The following is an 18817-nucleotide window of genomic DNA, read 5'->3' as shown; positions in this document are numbered from 1 at the left end:
AGAAAATGAGAAAAAAAGCGTATTTTAAAAGTGTAACCATCTTCCTTTCTATTTTGCTTGTTTTTTCCCAGCTTCAATTATTTAGTCTTCCTGCTTATGGGGAAACAGTGAGTGATCAACCGTTACTTTTTCGTTCAGTAGGTGTCGCTCAAAGTGGGACGACCTACTATGTGGATGGGGAAGGAGGAAATAATGCCAATGATGGGCAGTCTCCAGCCAGTGCTTGGCGTGATTTTGAAAAAGTGAATCAGACGGAGTTTCAGCCAGGCGACCATCTTCTGCTGAATGCGCAAAGTACCTGGAATAACCAATTGTTGCATCCAAAAGGGAATGGGACAGCGGCACAAAAGATTGTCATTGATTTTTATGATACGAATGACAAAGGAGAAACCATTTTTGAAACAACACGGCGTCCGATTATTAACGGTGGTGGCACCTACAGCACAGGGACTTTCAAACGTGCAATCTCAGGGGCCGTGCAGTTAGTGAACCAAGAATATTGGGATATTTCAAATTTAGAAGTGACAAATACACCAGAGCTAGATAATCTCGAAGGCTATAAGAAACCAGGAGATGCTCAAAGAGCGGGGATATTAGTATTAGGATATGAACAAAATCGAACGTTCAATAGTGTCACGATAAGGAATAACTATGTTCATGATGTTCAAACAGAATATTATTTGAATCTAAGTGGGAATACTGCAACCAAACGATTAAAAGCGGTAGGTGGAATTATTGTTTTAGGAAGTTGGTTTGATGAGAATGGCAATGTAGTAACGGCAGCCAATGATCATCGAACAACGACTGGATTTAATGATATTTTGATTGAAAATAATGTGATTCAACGAGTGGGACTTGAAGGAATTCGAACAAAAGCTGATTCAGATACCTCAAGAGGCAACACTTTCTACAAAACGTTTTCTAATATTACGATTCGTAATAACTATTTAGAAGATATTGCTGGCGACGGGATTGTCTTGTCAGAAGCCAAAAGTGGCGGAGTCGTCGAAGGAAATGTTGCTGTCCGAATGTGCAATGCTGATTATGGTACACAAAATTACGCGGGCGTTTGGGCAATGTCTGTAGATGACGGACTGTTCCAATATAACGAAGTATACGGAATCAAATATGGATTTAACGATGCCGAAGCTTATGATGTGGACATGCAGTCAAACAATGTTATTTATCAATATAACTATTCACATCATAATACTGGCGGCTTTTTATTGCTTATGTCTGATCAAAAAAATTCGGTTATTCGGTACAATATCTCAGCTAATGACGGCGGTGGTAACCGAGGAACAGGTAAAGACAATCCAGGCGGAGCTGGTGGCTACAATTATAAAGAACAAAGCATTTTCCATTATTGGGTGAAAAATGATGGAGCGGCAATGCCAACTATCCACAATAATACGATTTATGTTGGCGACGGCATTTCAACATCATTATTTGGTGAAGGAAATAGTTCTGACAACAGTGGTACAGTAGCCAATTTTTACAATAATATTTTATACAAAGAAGGTACCGGACAATTAAAATTCTTATCTAATTATCCAACAAATGGGACACAACCAATTGAACGTAAAATGGTCGATAATCCAGAAAAATATTTCAAAAATAATGTTATTTGGCCAAAAGAAATTGCTACAGAAAAAAGTGGTGCAACTGTTGAAAAATTAGTATCAAGTGGAAACATTTTTGAAAAACCACAATTAGAAATCACAGATAACCCTGAAAAAGTGAAAGAGTTGGCAGAGCAAGAATTTACGACATTGAAACCAACAAAAGATAATGTGGTTGAATTTACTTCTAAAGAACGCTTACGTCAGCGAGCACAAATGTTCCAGTTAAAAGAAACCTCTCCAGCGATTGGTAAAGGCTTGTCGGAAGTGAACAGTGCGGCCGAAGACTTCTTTGGAAATAGCTTGAAAAATAAAGTTTTAGATATTGGTGCGCAACAAGCATCCACAATTGAAAAAAGTATTCGTTATCAAAATCAAGTGTTAGAAATTAGTTCGGCAACAGGTGTGTATCCTAATTTGCCAGAGCAAGTTGAATTAACGTACGAAGAAGTCGTTAATGAAGAAGTGGTTGCGACAGGCAAAAAAGAATTTAAGTTACAATGGGAAGCAATCCCTCAAGAAAAAATTAATACAGCAGGCACAGTTGAAGTTGCAGCAACAGTTATCGGCTTACCGATAGATGCTGTCAAAGTAACAGCCAAGGTCTCTTTTGAGGGTGAACTTGGTGAAGGAAAAGACACCGTTAAACTAAAAACAGCTCAAACTGCCTATGTTCAAAAGAGTGATGGTAACCGAGCATACTCTGCTATAGCAGGCGGTACCGCTGCCATTAGTTCAGGAGACGCCTATAAATATCCTTATGGAGTAAACTATACGGGCAATTACGCATTAAAATTAAAAAATGCTAGTTCTGCGGGGTATAATCGCCGGATTTACGTTGAAATTGATACACAAGAATTGAAGAACTATCAATCACTAAAAAGTGCCAATTTAGAACTAAATGTGATGCGTTATGATGCGTGGAATGGTGCTGGAAATACAAATGATGAACGTTTGAAAAATACGCAGTTCCAAGTAGATGTTTATGGAACAGATACTAATTGGATGAGTAACACCATTACTTGGAACAATGGTCCAAATAATTTAAATGTACCAAATGAAGAATTTATTGCTCGACAATCTTTTACAAATAGCTCAATTATGAATAATCAAAATACAATCTCTATTGATATTAGTAACTATCTACGGAAGCTAATTCAAAGTGGTGAGAAAATTCCAGCCAAGTTAAGTTTCTTATTAGCGATTACAGACAGTCGTTTGCCTGGTTATGATTCTGATAATGCTGGGTTTGATGCTTTTTCAAAAGAAGGCGCACAAAAGGCCTATCAAGACTTTTTAGCAGGCAAATTGACCTTGCCAACTGGTCAACAGCTAACAGAGGATAGTTTAGCTCCTAAAATTGTTTTATCGAATGTTTTCGAAGTCAAACATGAGTCGATTGAGGTCACGACAGAAGCGGGTCAAGCCCCTAATCTACCAGAAAAAACAACTATTTTTTATTCGGATGGTTCACAACGAGAAGTGACTGTCAATTGGTCAGAAGTTCCAGCATCTTCTTATCAAAAAGAAGGAACATTCACTGTTGTAGGACGAGCAGCAGGTGTCTCAATGCCAATTATTGCCAATGTAAAAGTCACCGCTAAACATATTGTTGGATTCAAGGAATTGCCTACGCTGGATCGATTAACAGGCACCTCGCGAGGCGAACTGAATTTGCCAACTGAAGTAATTGCAAAATTAGATGATGGTAGCGAAACGAAATTGAAGGTTATTTCTTGGGATGACGATGTTAGTAATTATTCGCCAAGTAGCCCGCCAGGTACTTACCAGTTCCCTGCTGCAGTAGAAGAAAAAATAGGAATTGCGAATCCTGATGAACGAAAAATTTTCCAAGTCGTGCAAACTCATGCGATTCCTGAAAGAATTCAATTTGCTACAGAAACAGCCACTATAAAATCAGGCGAAAATTATCAAATTCAATCTAAAGTGATTGGTCAAGCGCCGCACACAGAAACGGATGCTTGGAGCTCGCAAGTAACGTATGAGTTGGTTACACCAGATGCTGGCAATACAGTAAGTGTAGATGAAAACGGTCTGATTAGGACAGAAGCAACGACTGCTGCAGGAAATTATCAAATCAAAGTAACAAGCAAAGTTTTACCGGTAGTGACTGCACAATTTTCAATTAAAGTCACAAAATAAATAAACTGTTTGAAGAGACTGGAACAAGAATTGCTGTACCTTGCAATCTTTCTAGTCTCTTCGATTATCTAGAATCAATAAATATTCTATTGCCTACTATTCATTCTTTTTAAAACAAGGTAAAATAATAAATGAAAGTAAACGATAAAGGTGTGTAGACAATGAATACTATCTTAACAGGTGATCGTCCAACTGGTAAATTGCACCTAGGACATTACGTAGGTTCCTTAAAAAAACGAGTAGAAATGCAAGCAGACCCTACAAATCAATTATTTGTCATGATTGCAGATTTACAAGCATTGACAGATAATGCAAAAAATCCCGAAAAAGTTTCAGCCAATGTTTTAGAAGTTGCTTTGGACTATTTAGCAGTTGGTTTAGACCCTACGAAAACAACAATTTTTATCCAATCGCAAATTCCACAGTTAGCTGAATTAACAATGTACTATCTAAATTTAGTGACCACGTCACGTGTTCGTCGGAATCCAACGGTCAAAGCAGAAATTGAGCAAAAAAAATTTGGGGAAGGTGTTCCGACAGGATTCTTTATTTATCCCGTTTCACAAGCTGCTGATATTACTGCCTTTCAAGCGAACTTAGTCCCAGTTGGGGAAGACCAAAAACCAATGTTGGAACAAGCGCAAGAAATTGTGCATAGTTTTAATCAGACGTACGGTGAAGTTTTAGTTAGACCGGAAGCTGTGTTACCACCAAAAGGCATGGGACGCTTGCCAGGAATTGATGGCAACGGAAAAATGAGTAAGTCTTTAGGCAATGGTATCTATCTTTCAGATCCAGCTGAAGTGGTACAGAAAAAAGTAATGAGTATGTATACCGATCCAAATCATATTCGTATAGAGGACCCAGGACAAGTTGAAGGAAATATGGTCTTTACTTACTTGGATGTCTTTGGGAAAGAGAAAGAATATATTGAAGAATTAAAAGAGCACTATCGTCATGGCGGTTTAGGAGATGTGAAAATTAAACGTTACTTAATTGATGTCTTAGAAGAAGAACTCGCACCGATTCGTCGACGTCGTGAAGAGCTGGCTAAAAATCCAGAAGCGATTATGGAAATGTTGCATAAAGGAAGTCTTGCTGCTGAAAAAGTGGCAGCACAAACCTTAACAGAAGTCAAAAAAGCAATGGGAATTCAATATTTCTAAGCAATAAAAGAACTGGAACGAGTCAAAAGAAGAATGACTTGTTCCAGTTCTTTTTAAGTGGTTTGAAATTGACTATTATATAAGCTGGCGTAAAGAGTCGGAGCTTGTAATAGTTCCTGATGCGTTCCTTTTTCAATAATATCGCCATTTTTCATCACTAAAATTAAATCAGCATTTTCAATCGTGGATAATCGATGAGCGATAACGAAGCTTGTTCGATTTTCTGTGACAGTTTCCATCGCTTTTTGAATATGGGCTTCTGTTCGTGTGTCCACACTCGAAGTTGCTTCATCGAGAATAACAACGGGCGGATTTGCTAAAATGATTCGGGCGATGGTTAATAACTGTTGTTGCCCTTGTGATAATGCACCATTTTCGCTAGAAATAATTGTGTCATATCCTTGAGGAAGGGTCCGAATAAAATGATCACATTGAGCAATTTTAGCTGCTTCAATTATTTCTTCACGAGAAGCATCTTTTTTTCCATAGGCAATATTATCTGCTACGGTTCCTTCAAATAGCCAAGTGTTTTGTAAAACCATGCCAAATAAATTTCTTAGATTTTGTCGAGAAAGTTTCGTAATATCAATCCCATCAAAAGTAATGGCACCTTGATTTATTTCATAGAAACGCATTAATAAGTTGACTAATGTTGTTTTACCAGCGCCGGTGGGTCCTACAATGGCCACTGTTTTTTTCGGTTGAACAGAAAAATCAACATTCTTCATTAAAATTTTTTCTGGTGTGTAGCCAAATTGAACATTTTTAAATTCAATGGCTCCTTTAGGAGAAGAAATAGTTTCTAAATGAGTTGCTTCTGGCTGTTCATCAGCTTCATCTAAGATAACAAAAATCCGATCAATGGAAGCCATCGCTGCTTGAATTGAGTTAATGACATAAGAAGCGGTAGAAATCGGCTCAGAAATTTGGTTGATATATTGCAAATACGCTTGCAAGAAACCAATCGTAATACCACCAGATAAAACGAGCATTGCGCCTAAGATAGCACTAATAATAAAAGCCAACTGATTAATAAAACGAATAGCTGGATAAATCGCAAAATTTAGAAACTGTGCTTTTTTAAAGGCACGATAATGTTGTTGATTAACAGCATCAATTGTTTTTTCAGCATTTTGCTGTTGATTAAAGGTTTTTGTGACCAAATTTCCTGCTAAATATTCTTCCATCTTATTATTTAATTGACCTAATTCAGCTTGACTTTGATCAGCAAACACCTTGTTTTTATTCGCTATTTTTGTCGTCATGAAAGTACTGCCGCCAATTAGCAGCAACACTAAAATGGTTAATTTTGCATCAATGTAGAACAACATGATTCCTGCAAAAAGGATAGTCACGACGGAAGTGAAAAATTGGTTGATGCCTGTTAAAAGAACTTGTGACAATTGGTTTAAGCCAGTTGTTGAACGACTAATGATATCGCCCACTTGGTGATTGTCAAAGAAGGCCATTGGTAAAGTTTTAAACTTTTTTGTCACTTCTTTTCTAATTCTTAAAGTAACCCGTTCGCTTAAAGAAGCCATTGCTCGTTCCTGAATAAAAGAAGTGATACTACTAATGATTGAAAAGAGAATTAAAAGTAAGACGGGACCTAAGAGCGCTTCTTCAACTAAAGGAAGTGTCATACCTTTGAGCCCGACACGCTTGATAGCTTCTAAGAGGTTATCAATCCCGATTGCCATAATATAGGTCATGGCAACAATTAATAAGTTTCCAATTAAACTGCAGATCATTAGACCATAAAAGATTGGATGCTCAGGTTTAATCATTTTCCAGAAACGTTTAAAGCTTTGAAGATTCATTGTTTTTTTCATTGTATGGCTTGAAAAGAAAACTTTCTTTCAAGCAGTCACATCCTTTCTTTAATTACTTGGGTAAGATACCTTGCGATTTAGCAAAGTCTTGGTAATAGCTATTAGTGGTAAGTAAATCAGCGTGGGTGCCTTGACCAACAATCCTTCCTTCATCTAGGACGATAATATTGTCAGCGTTCATGATTGTACTTAACCGTTGAGCAACAATGAGTAAAGTTTTGTCCGACATTTGTGCATGTAAAGCGGCACGTAGAGCAGCGTCAGTTTTGTAATCTAATGCGGAAAAGCTATCATCGAAAATATAAACGTCTGCCGGTTTGATTAAGGCTCGTGCAATACACATTCTTTGTTTTTGACCACCAGAATAGTTGGACCCGCCTTGTGCTACGAAACTTTCAATCCCTTGTGGTAAGGAATCGATAAATTCAGAAGATTGTGAAATTTCTAGTGCCGTTCTTATTTCTTCTGTAGTTGCTTTGGCATTTCCCATTAATAAGTTTGATAAGATTGTCCCACTGAAAAGAAAGGCTTTTTGTGGCACATAACTGATGACTTTACGAATCGTTTGCTGAGATAATGAGCGGATATCTGTGCCAGAATAGCTAATCGTGCCGGCTGTGACCTCATTTATTCGTAAAAGTAACTTAACTAAAGTACTTTTACCAGCGCCAGTTGCCCCAACAATCGCCGTTGTTTTTCCTTTAGGGATGACAAAACTAACATTTTCTAAAACAGGATCAGCTGTTTCTGTGTATTGAAACGTGACGTGATCGAAGCAAATCAAGGCTTTCTCAGGATGATAAGCAATGGTTGCTTCAGTGTGAGGATCGCTAATTTCAATTTCTTCTGACAAAACTTCTTGCAAGCGATTCAAGGAAGCAACGGACCGTGGAATGACAACTAATACCATAGCCGCGATCATTAAGTAGGCCAAAGTTAGAAGCGTATATTCAATCACAGCTGTAACGGTGCCAATTTGTAGGGTGCCTACCGCCACTAAATTACCGCCAAACCACAAAATAGAGGCATACACAACGCCCATTAATAAAAAGGCAACGGGAGTAATCCAAGCAAAGATTCGATTCACTTTGCTCATGCGTTCAGCATAATTTTTAAATGTTTGATTGGTTCGCTGCTCTTCAAAATCTTGATTATTGAACGCACGAATCATATTAATTCCAGTAAAGAACTCTCGTAAAGTCGTAGTAATTCGATCCATTTTTGGTTGAATTTTTAAAGATAAAGGGGTACCTTTTTTCATTAAAAAATAAACAACGACTAAGTAAAATACGATGGAAGCCAATGTTACCCAAGCGAGTGAAACTGAATAAGAAAATGTCATCACTAAGGCAAATAAACTAATAATAGGCGCTGGAAAGATTAATTGGCAAAACAGCACAATCATTGTTTGAACATTATCTACATCGTTGGTCATTCTAGTTAGCAAAGAATTTGAACCAAATTTATCAACATTTTTCATCGAGAATTGTTGAAATTTTTTAAAGAACAATCCTCTAACTTGAAAACCAAATTTAGCAGCTACTAAAGCAGACAAATAGCTAGAAATAATTGCGGCAATTGTTCCAATGAATGCCACAAGAAACATTTGTATGCCAATCGTTTTAATTACTTGTTGGTCACCGCTAACGATGCCCACATCAATCAACTTGCCAACTAATTTAGGGACGCCAAGGGTTCCTGCGATTTGCAAACAGATGGTTAAAGTTGTCGCAAGAACAATCCATTTATTTTCTTTAATAAACTCTTTCATTAATTTCATGAAAATTCCTCCTTAAACAATACCGTTTTAGCTGTTACAAAGAGTCATTGTACACGTTCAAGTAACTTGAATGTCAACAGTAGAAATGCTAAACTTTTTGATGGAGGGAACAGTATGGAAAAAAATTACACAATAAAAGATGTTTCTGAGTTGTTAAATATCCCTAAGTCCACGATTCGTTATTGGGACGAGCAAGGGTTGATTAGTACAACACGCAATGAAGAAAACGGATATCGAACCTTTGATTTAGAAGATTTGTTCAAAATATATGATATTGATTTTTATCGAAAAATGGGGATTCCTATCAAAGATATGTTGAATTTATATAAAAAGACACCTACCGATCTCTATGCCACCATGGAAGCAACAGAAGAACAACTGGGGCAAGAAATAAAAAGGCTTCAACATAAATACAAAGAAATTAAGAAAAGAAAATTACATTTACACGCGTTAATTGATTTAGAAACATTGGTTTTTTCAGATGAACCAATTCCTTTTGATAAAATTGTTGTTGTTGATATTGAGGATCCAGAAGAGATGAAAGTTTACATGGAACACATTTCAACTTTAGGTATTTACGGGGATTTAAGTGAATCCAATGAACTGACGTATGGGATTTGTTTGGCAAATCATGTGAATAAAAAAAGTTTAGATAAAGTGATTTGGCTCAAAGAATCAAGTAGCCAATACAAAGGCTTTATTTTAAAAGTCAATACACAAGATACCCGTTTGAATAATATCGAAGAAGTAAAAAAGCGTTTAGCAAAACAAGGATTTGAAACAGGCATCGTTGTCGGAGAGCATATCTTGACACAACTAGAAGAGGAAAATCAATATATTGAATATTATTATGGTTGGATTGAAATTTTAGGGGAAAAGTAAAACAATTAAAAAAAGGAACTAGCAATAGCAAATGTAGCTAAGCTAGTTTCTTTTTTTGGTAAATGTAATGAAAATTACATGAAAAAAGTTTTAGTTTTTAAAACAATTTAGAACGAATGTTATTAAAGGGAAAACAATAAAAAAATTACTCTTAAAGCTAGAACTTACCTATATTTGTATTTTTTTAGGGAAAGTCAATATATTTGCTTCATATAAAACGTGTTATTTAATTCACGATTTTTTGTTGAAATATCGGGTTTTTTTCTTTTTTTAGCTAATATAATGTGTTACTTTTTGATTATAAGGAGAAACGGAAAATCGTACGTTAAAAAAAGTTGTTGTAGCTAAATAAAGAAAGAATTGAAGGTTGAAAAGTATTTTATGGAGGTGGATGTTGAGAAACAATTAGTAATTGTAAAAGTTGTTTGAAGATGATTTGTTTAAGTAAATGAAAAGAACGAAGGAGAATGTAAATGAATAAAGCAGTTAAAAATTTTGTGAGTTACCTTATGATTACCATGCTGTTTATTTTAAATTTGTTACCAATGATGAACGCATTTGCTCAAGAAGTAACAAGTGATGCTGAGAAGACTGTTGAAAAAGACGGGCTCAAAGTAATAGGGAAGATAGAAGATACATCGTCTCAAGAAGATATTAAAACGGTCACTTACGAAATAACAAATACACGAGATGTACCAATCAAAAATCTCATTTTAAAACAAAAAAATAACAATGATAGTCCAATCAAATTTGTATTAGATACTTTAAGCGAAGAGCGAGGACCTACGTCTTTAGAAGAAAAAGCAAAGGTTGAAACAAATGAGAAAGATCAAACAACCGATATTAAACTGCTTAACCTTCAACCAAATTCGACAAGAAAGATTACCATAAATGGGCAAATAACTACAAAAGCGTCGAGCAAGTTATTGGTCAGCGTACTAATAGAAGACAATGAAAAAGGGACACTAGTAATTGATTTACCTAGTAAAGATATGCTAGCAGATAAAGAGTTTGTTTCGAAGGAAAAACAGGAAACTTCAGAAACAAAAGTAGAAAATCAGGCAAACGAAACAGCCTCTTCTACAAATGAAATGACCGCAACTACTAGTAACGAAACAAAGCCTGAAGCAGGAAAGGCGACAGAAAGTATTCAAGAGACAGCACTAACACAGGCTACCGAAAGTCCTGAGCAACCTCCATTAAAGGCGCAACCTACTGGTCCGTTAGTGCCACCAACACCTGGTCGAGGGTTTAATACACCGATTTATCAAAGCGTTCATAAAGGAGAACTTTTTTCAACGGGAAATACCAACTTAAAAATTGCGAATGAAAATACGGCGGCTGCGCAAACATTTTTAAACACACGAGGAGCAAGTAGTGGTTATGCAATTAACAATTTTCCTTTAGAATTTGCAGATGTTGACAATGATCCAAATACGTATAACTCTAGTCGGGCTTATATTGATTTAAATGGTGCAAAAGAGATTGCTTGGGCGGGCTTATTTTGGAGTGCATCTAGATATAAAGGCCCTGCTTACGGAACAAATCTTTCTGATGAAGAAATTAGTGCACCAGTTCAATTTACTACACCAAATGGAACCGTACAGCGTGTTTCGCCCCAAAGGTACCATCGTATCGATCAAGATGCAACAAACCCAGGACAACGTTTCGGGTACAATAACACTGGATTTTCTAATTATGCAGATGTAACTTCAATTTTACAAGGGGATAAAAGTGCGACAGGGAGTTATACGTTGGCAGATATTCCTATGACAAGTAGTTTAAATGGTCAATATCAATATTATAACTTTAGTGGTTGGAGTTTGTTTGTTGTTACAAAGGATCAGGCAAGTAAGTCAAGAGCTTTTAGTATTTACTATGGAGCACGTGGTAATGCTGCTGGAACCAATAATGAATTTACTATGAGCAACTTTTTAACAGCAAAAAAAGGAAATCTTGATCCAATTGTGACCTGGTTTACTGTTCAAGGAGATAAATACTGGACTGGAGACAACGCACAAATTAAAAATAGCGCAGGAACTTGGGTAAATATTTCGAACACGCTCAATCCAGTTAATAATGCTATGAACGCAACTGTGACAGATAACGATGAACATATGGTAGATAAGTATCCAGGGAAATTTGCGCCGGATCATCCTAATTTTTTAGATATTGATATCGATCGTATGGCAATTCCCGAAGGTGTTTTAAATGCTGGACAAAACCAAATTAATTTTAGAACAACAAGTAGTGGTGACGATTATTCTACGAATGCGATTGGTTTTGCTGTAAACGCAGAAACGCCTGAATTTGAAATTAAGAAAGAAATTGTGGAACCAAAAGAAACTTACAAAGTTGGTGAAACAATCACGTATCGTGTCTCACTAAAAAATACAAAAGCTGATTCTGAAGCGATAAATTCAGTCTCGAAGGATGCACTAGATGGTCGCTTAAATTATTTGCCAGGCTCTTTAAAAATTATTAGTGGACCAAATTCTGGTGAAAAAACGGATGCTTCAGGCGATGATCAAGCTGAATATGATGAAACCAATAAACAAATTATAGTCCGTGTCGGCAATGGTGCAACTGCTACACAAGGAGGTAGCTACAAAGCTGATACAGCTGAAACAATTTACGAATTTAAAGCGCAGATAAATGAACGAGCAAAAGCAAATGAATTAGTGCCTAATAGCGCAACAGTTGAGGCAGTAGATATTTTAACATCTGCAAAAGTCAACGAAACTTCTAATATAGTAGAAGCGAAAATTGCGGACGAACAAGTAACTGGCAAATTAACCGCAACAAAAACCGTTAATAACGCTAAACCAAAACTAGGCGAAACTATCGAGTACACAATTAGCTTCCGCAACACCATCGAAAATGGTGTCCTAAACAAAGTAGTTATCACAGACCAACTACCAAAAGGACTGACGTATGTCAAAGATAGCCTAACAAGTGTCGGTGATGAACCCAAGCCAACCAGCTTGAAAGAAACTAACGGCACAATCACAGTGGAATACCCAAGTATCACCGATATAAAAGAACGGAGTATTCGTTTTAAAGTGATCGTTAATGAAGAAGCGAAAGCGGGCGAAACAATTCTCAACAAAGCCAAAGTAGATGACACAGTTAATCCGCCCGAAGAACCAGAGGTGCCTGTGGTACCAGAAACGAACGCAGGCAAACTAGCCGCAACAAAAACCGTTAATAACGCTAAACCAAAACTAGGGGAAGCAATCGAGTACACAATTAGCTTCCGCAACACCATCGAAAACGGCGTTTTAAACAAAGTAGTTATCACAGACCAACTACCAAAAGGGCTGACGTATGTCAAAGATAGCCTAACAAGCGTCGGTGATGAACCAAAACCAACCAGCTTGAAAGAAGCTAACGGTACAATCACAGCGGAATACCCAAGTCTCACCGATACAAAAGAGCGGAGTATTCGTTTCAAAGTGATTGTTAACGAAGAAGCCAAAGCGGGCGAAACAATTCTCAACAAAGCCAAAGTAGATGACACAGTTAATCCGCCCGAAAAACCAGAGGTGCCGGTGGTACCAGAAGCGAAAGAAGGCAAACTAACCGCAACAAAAACCGTTAATAACGCCAAACCAAAACTAGGGGAAGAAATCGAGTACACAATCAGTTTCCGCAACACCATCGAAAATGGCGTCTTAAACAAAGTAGTTATCACAGACCAACTACCAAAAGGACTGACGTATGTCAAAGATAGCCTAACAAGTGTCGGTGATGAACCAAAACCAACCAGCTTGAAAGAAGCTAATGGCACAATCACAGCGGAATACCCAAGTATCACAGATACGAAAGAGCGGAGTATTCGCTTCAAAGTGATCGTTAACGAAGAAGCCAAAGCGGGCGAAACAATTCTCAACAAAGCCAAAGTAGATGACACAGTTAATCCACCAGAAGAACCAGAGGTGCCTGTGGTACCAGAAACGAACGCAGGCAAACTAGCCGCAACAAAAACCGTTAATAACGCTAAACCAAAACTAGGCGAAACTATCGAGTACACAATTAGCTTCCGCAATACCATCGAAAACGGCGTCCTAAACAAAGTAGTTATCACAGACCAACTACCAAAAGGACTGACGTATGTCAAAGATAGCCTAACAAGTGTCGGTGATGAACCAAAACCAACCAGCTTGAAAGAAGCCAACGGCACAATCACAGCGGAATACCCAAGTATCACCGATACGAAAGAGCGGAGTATTCGCTTCAAAGTGATCGTTAATGAAGAAGCGAAAGCGGGCGAAACAATTCTCAACAAAGCCAAAGTAGATGACACAGTTAATCCGCCCGAAGAACCAGAGGTGCCCATTACGCCCGAAGAACCAATCACACCTCGAGTAAAAGAAGGCAAATTAACCGCAACAAAAACTGTTAATAACGCTAAACCAAAACTAGGGGAAGCGATCGAATACACAATCAGTTTCCGCAATACCATCGAAAATGGCGTCTTAAACAAAGTAGTTATCACAGACCAACTACCCAAAGGACTGACGTATGTCAAAGATAGCCTAACAAGTGTCGGTGATGAACCAAAACCAACCAGCTTGACAGAAGCCAATGGCACAATCACAGCGGAATACCCAAGTATCACCGATACGAAAGAGCGGAGTATTCGCTTCAAAGTGATCGTTAACGAAGAAGCGAAAGCGGGCGAAACAATTCTCAACAAAGCCAAAGTAGATGACACAGTTAATCCGCCCGAAGAACCAGAGGTGCCCATTACACCCGAAGAACCAATCACACCTCGAGTAAAAGCAGGCAAACTAACCGGAACAAAAACTGTTAATAACGCTAAACCAAAACTAGGGGAAGCGATCGAATACACAATCAGTTTCCGCAATACCATCGAAAATGGTGTCCTAAACAAAGTAGTTATCACAGACCAACTACCCAAAGGACTGACGTATGTCAAAGATAGCCTAACAAGTGTCGGTGATGCACCAAAACCTACCAGCTTGAAAGAAACCAACGGCACAATCATAGCGGAATACCCAAGTATCACCGATACGAAAGAACGGAGTATTCGTTTCAAAGTGATCGTTAACGAAGAAGCCAAAGCGGGCGAAACAATTCTCAACAAAGCCAAAGTAGGTGATGGCATCAATCCACCAGAAGAACCAGAGGTACCTATTACACCCGAAGAACCAGCGGAAAATAAAAAGGAAACAAAAAAAGTTGTTACAGACCAGAACAAACCTACAAAAAATAGTAAAAATGAAATTGCCATAAACAAGAAAGAAACGTCTAAATCATCCTATTTACCAAAAACAGGAGAAAAAGTTCAAAAAATATTTGCGTATCTGGGTGTAGGACTGATCTTAATTGTATTAATTCTCTATGTTATAAAGAGAAACAAAGAAAAAGAGGAGTAAACAAAATCGATTGTTTTAGAACGACTAATTAGCTGAAAATTTAAGAGTTGACGACATAAGTCAAAATGACCTATGTCGTCAACTCTTTTTGATTTATAACAAGAAATCCAACATATTGTGTGTGCATAAAGGCAAATAGAAAAATAGTAGTGAAATAGCTAGTAATAATAAAGAACCAGCTTGCATTAAAACTGCAAAAAAATAAACTACAATTAAACGAATTGCTCTAGTGTTTTTTACGGATAAAATTCAAAAATAGTCCTCCTCAAAAATAATTAGAGGATATCCTCTGTGAAACTATCAAGTTCTCAGATTTTATAAAACAAATACACGCTAGCAAAATCGCTTTATGAGTGAGGTTTAGCCAATTGTTTTTAAGGTTCTTAAACAGTTGTAAAAAAAATATCAGATAAACGTTTTCACAAAGAACAGTCATTTCGGTAAATTTTTACCTTAAAATGACACAAAATCTATAATTTGTTTCTCAAATCCTATAATTTGTTCCTTAAAAAGATATTATGAAAACGCTATTATATTTATGAAAGGAGCGAAACGAATGAAGAAGAAAAACGGGTTTTTTCAAAATGTATGGCGTTATAAGGCCTTAATCCTTATGGCGTTACCAGGATTTATCTGGTTTATATTTTTCTTCTATATACCAGTCTTAGCCAATGTGGTCGCATTTAAAGATTTTCATATTTCACCAGATGGTTTCTTAGCTAGTCTAAGAGAAAGTCCTTGGGTTGGTTTTGAAAACTTTAAATTTTTATTTGCGTCAAAAGATGCTTGGTTAATTACTAGAAACACCATTTTGTACAATGTCGTCTTTTTAGCCTTTAACTTATTCTTCGCGATTGCTTTTGCTATTATTATGAGTGAATTAAGAAATCGTCGCTTGGTTAAAGTTTATCACACGATGTCATTGCTACCATATTTCTTATCTTGGATGGTTATTAACTATTTTGTTTATGCCTTTTTAAGTCCAGATAAAGGGATTTTGAATCAATGGATTACTGGTAATGGCGGCACAATGATTAACTGGTATGCAGATCCACGTTGGTGGCCAGTAATTTTTGTCTTCCTAAATGTTTGGAAGAGTCTAGGCTACAACAGTATTATCTACTATGCTTCTGTGATGGGGATTGATCCGACATACTATGAAGCAGCGATGGTAGATGGTGCCAACAAATGGCAACAAATAAAAAATGTTACGATTCCACAAATTTTACCAATGATGTCTGTTTTATTAATTTTAAACATCGGCGGTATCTTCAGAGCAGACTTTGGTTTGTTCTACATCGTACCAAGAAACTCAGGTGCGCTTTACAACGTGACAAGTGTGTTAGATACCTATATTTACAATGGCTTAACGGCTACTGGTGATGTAGGCATGACGGCAGCTGCAGCGTTATATCAATCTGTCGTTGGGGCATGTTTGTTATTAATTGCGAATTTAGTTGTTCGTCGAATTGAACCAGATTCAGCACTATTTTAGGAGGAAGGATTATGAAAAAGAAAAAAGTCACTAGCGTTAACGTTCGATCCTTCAACCCGACAGCGAATTTGATTTTCAATATTGTCATTGCTATTTTTGCTATTTCCTGTGTGGTTCCGTTTTTCTTTGTTATTATGATTTCATTGACAAGTGAAGGATCATTAGCAGCAAACGGCTACCGGTTTTGGCCAAAAGAATTTTCATTGGAGGCCTATCGTTACATTTTCCAAGGGGCAATGAGTCAACGCATTATTCATGCCTTAGGGGTAACGGTCTTCATTACGGTGACAGGGACGATTGTCAATGCAACAATGACGTCATTATATGCCTATGTCATTTCTCGTTCCAACTTTCCATTTAAAAAATTCTTTACATTGTTTGCGTTAATTACAATGTTATTTTCACCAGGGATGGTTGCGAACTATTTAGTAATGACAAACTTATTGCAATTGAAAGATACAATTTGGGCGTTAATTTTGCCTTTAGCTTTAGGACCATTTAATATTTTAGTGATGCGAACGTTTTTCAAGAAAACCGTGCCTGACAGTATTATTGAATCGGCACGTATTGATGGCGCAAGTGAAATGCGCATTTTTGTCAGCATTGTGTTACCACTAGCCGTTCCAGGGATTGCCACAATTAGTTTGTTTGCGGCTTTGGGTTATTGGAACGATTGGTTCAATGCGTTACTTTACATTCAAAAAGATACCTTGGTACCATTACAGTATTTATTGATGAAAATTCAAAACAACTTAGAGTTCTTATCAAGAAGTACGGATATGGGTGCAGCAGCACAAGAAGGGTTAGGCGTTCTACCAAGTGAATCGGCTCGAATGGCGATTGTTGTCTTATCTACGTTACCAATTGCGTTAACTTACCCATTTTTCCAAAAATATTTCGTGGGTGGTTTAACAATCGGCGGCGTGAAAGAATAAAATTGTACAGGAGGAAATAAGGAATGAAAAAATGGCAAAAAGGATTAGCCGTAGCTGGCGCAGCAGCTTTAGCTGTAGGATTAAGCGCGTGCGGTAAATCTTCAAAAGATGCAGCGTCAAAAGGTGATGATAGTACACCAACGTTATTAATGTATCGTGTTGGGGACAAACCAGATAATTATGACCAATTAATCGATAATGCGAATAAAATTATCGAGAAAAAAATTGGGGCAAAATTAAGAATGGAATTTGTTGGTTGGGGCGATTGGGACCAAAAAATGTCAACAATCGTTGCTTCTGGTGAAAGCTATGATATTTCATTAGCACAAAATTATGCAACGAATGCACAAAAAGGCGCCTATGCTGATTTAACTGATTTAGCACCTAAATATGCCAAAGAAGCCTATGATCAATTACCAGATAACTATATTAAAGGAAATACGATCAATGGAAAACTGTATGCGTTCCCAATTTTAGGTAACTCTTACGGTCAACAAGTTTTAACTTTTAATAAAGAATATGTCGATAAATACAATTTAGATATTAGTAAAGTTGATGGTAGTTATGAAAGTGCAACCGAAGTTCTAAAAGAATTCCATAAAAAAGAACCAAATATTGCTGCTTTTGCTATCGGCCAAACATTCTTTGCAACAGGTAATTATGACTTCCCTATTGGTAACCAATATCCATTTGCAGTAAAAACAACTGATACTGGCTCACCAAAAATTATTAACCAATATGCCGACAAAGACATGATTAATAACTTAAAAGTCTTGCATCAATGGTATAAAGATGGCTTGATTCCAACAGATGCTGCTACAAGTACAACACCATATGACTTAAATACCAATACTTGGTTTATGCGTCAAGAAACACAAGGACCTATGGATTATGGTGATACAATCTTAACACAAGCAGCTGGTAAACCACTTGTTTCTCGTCCACTAACAGAACCATTAAAAACAACATCACAAGCGCAAATGGCTAACTATGTTGTTGCAAATACGTCTAAAAACAAAGAAAAATCTGTTGAATTGCTAGGCTTATTAAACAGCAATCCAGAATTGTTAAACGGACTTGTTTATGGTGAAGAAGGCAAACAATATGAAAAAGTTGGCGATGATCGCGTGAAATTATTGAAAGATTACACACCAACAACTCATTTGAGTGCTTGGAACACAGGAAACAACTTAATCATTTGGCCAGAAGAATCTGTCACTGAAGAAATGGTTAAAGAACGTGACAAGAGCATCGAAGAAGCAAAAGATTCACCAATTCTTGGTTTTACTTTTGTAAATGATAAAGTGAAAACTGAAATCACTAACGTTGCTACAGTTATGAATCGTTACGCAGCAAGCTTAAATACAGGAACTGTTGATCCAGAAGAAACACTTCCAAAATTAATGGATGACCTAAAAACAGCTGGCTGGGATAAAGTTCAAAAAGAAATGCAAACACAATTAGACGAATATATCCAATCTCAAAAATAATCACAGGAGGCTGAGGCATTAGCTGAGCGCTTTTGGCTCAGCCTTTTACA

Annotated in this window: 9 protein-coding genes; 7 read left to right on the top strand and 2 right to left on the bottom strand. The window is 37.1% G+C overall.

Annotation, left to right across the window (positions count from 1 at the left end):
- Positions 1 to 5 precede the first annotated feature (5 nt).
- Both IGL13_RS08730 and trpS read left to right on the top strand, forming a co-directional pair.
- On the top strand, positions 6 to 3785 hold the full coding sequence (locus IGL13_RS08730; RefSeq protein WP_002378521.1) for an Ig-like domain-containing protein: 3780 nt from the start codon (positions 6 to 8) through the stop codon (positions 3783 to 3785).
- A 161-nt stretch (positions 3786 to 3946) separates the two neighbouring features.
- Positions 3947 to 4951: a tryptophan--tRNA ligase gene (gene trpS, locus IGL13_RS08725; protein ID WP_002356846.1), complete on the top strand. Its 1005-nt coding sequence runs from the start codon at positions 3947 to 3949 to the stop codon at positions 4949 to 4951.
- 53 nt (positions 4952 to 5004) lie between these two features.
- Here the strand turns inward: trpS and IGL13_RS08720 are convergent, their stop codons facing one another.
- A complete protein-coding gene (locus IGL13_RS08720) occupies positions 5005 to 6783 on the bottom strand; it encodes an ABC transporter ATP-binding protein (RefSeq protein ID WP_002374418.1) in 1779 nt (592 codons plus the stop codon).
- A gap of 52 nt (positions 6784 to 6835) precedes the next feature.
- Positions 6836 to 8563 (bottom strand): ABC transporter ATP-binding protein, encoded by a 1728-nt coding sequence (locus IGL13_RS08715; RefSeq protein ID WP_002370396.1) that lies wholly within the window; start codon positions 8561 to 8563, stop codon positions 6836 to 6838.
- A 66-nt stretch (positions 8564 to 8629) separates the two neighbouring features.
- Here IGL13_RS08715 and IGL13_RS08710 point away from each other — a divergent pair, with 66 nt between their 5' ends.
- The 5 genes from IGL13_RS08710 (at position 8630) to IGL13_RS08690 (ending at position 18767) form a co-directional block, all read left to right on the top strand.
- Positions 8630 to 9445 carry a MerR family transcriptional regulator gene (locus tag IGL13_RS08710; protein ID WP_002383586.1) on the top strand — a complete coding sequence of 272 codons (816 nt, stop codon included), beginning with the start codon at positions 8630 to 8632 and terminating at the stop codon, positions 9443 to 9445.
- 473 nt (positions 9446 to 9918) lie between these two features.
- Entirely contained in the window at positions 9919 to 14847 is a 4929-nt protein-coding gene (locus tag IGL13_RS08705) for an isopeptide-forming domain-containing fimbrial protein (protein WP_430604581.1), read from the top strand.
- A 538-nt stretch (positions 14848 to 15385) separates the two neighbouring features.
- Positions 15386 to 16342, top strand: a complete 957-nt coding sequence (locus IGL13_RS08700; RefSeq protein ID WP_002356852.1) for an ABC transporter permease — start codon at positions 15386 to 15388, stop codon at positions 16340 to 16342.
- Between the two features lie 11 nt (positions 16343 to 16353).
- Complete coding sequence (locus IGL13_RS08695) at positions 16354 to 17277, top strand: carbohydrate ABC transporter permease (protein WP_002359877.1); 924 nt, start codon at positions 16354 to 16356, stop codon at positions 17275 to 17277.
- A gap of 23 nt (positions 17278 to 17300) precedes the next feature.
- Complete coding sequence (locus IGL13_RS08690; protein ID WP_430604580.1) at positions 17301 to 18767, top strand: ABC transporter substrate-binding protein; 1467 nt, start codon at positions 17301 to 17303, stop codon at positions 18765 to 18767.
- Positions 18768 to 18817 lie beyond the last annotated feature (50 nt).

The organism is Enterococcus sp. DIV1937 (genome assembly GCF_050535975.1).
In the GTDB taxonomy this organism is placed as follows: Bacteria; Bacillota; Bacilli; order Lactobacillales; family Enterococcaceae; genus Enterococcus; species Enterococcus faecalis.
This window is presented reverse-complemented; position numbering and strand designations above follow the sequence as displayed.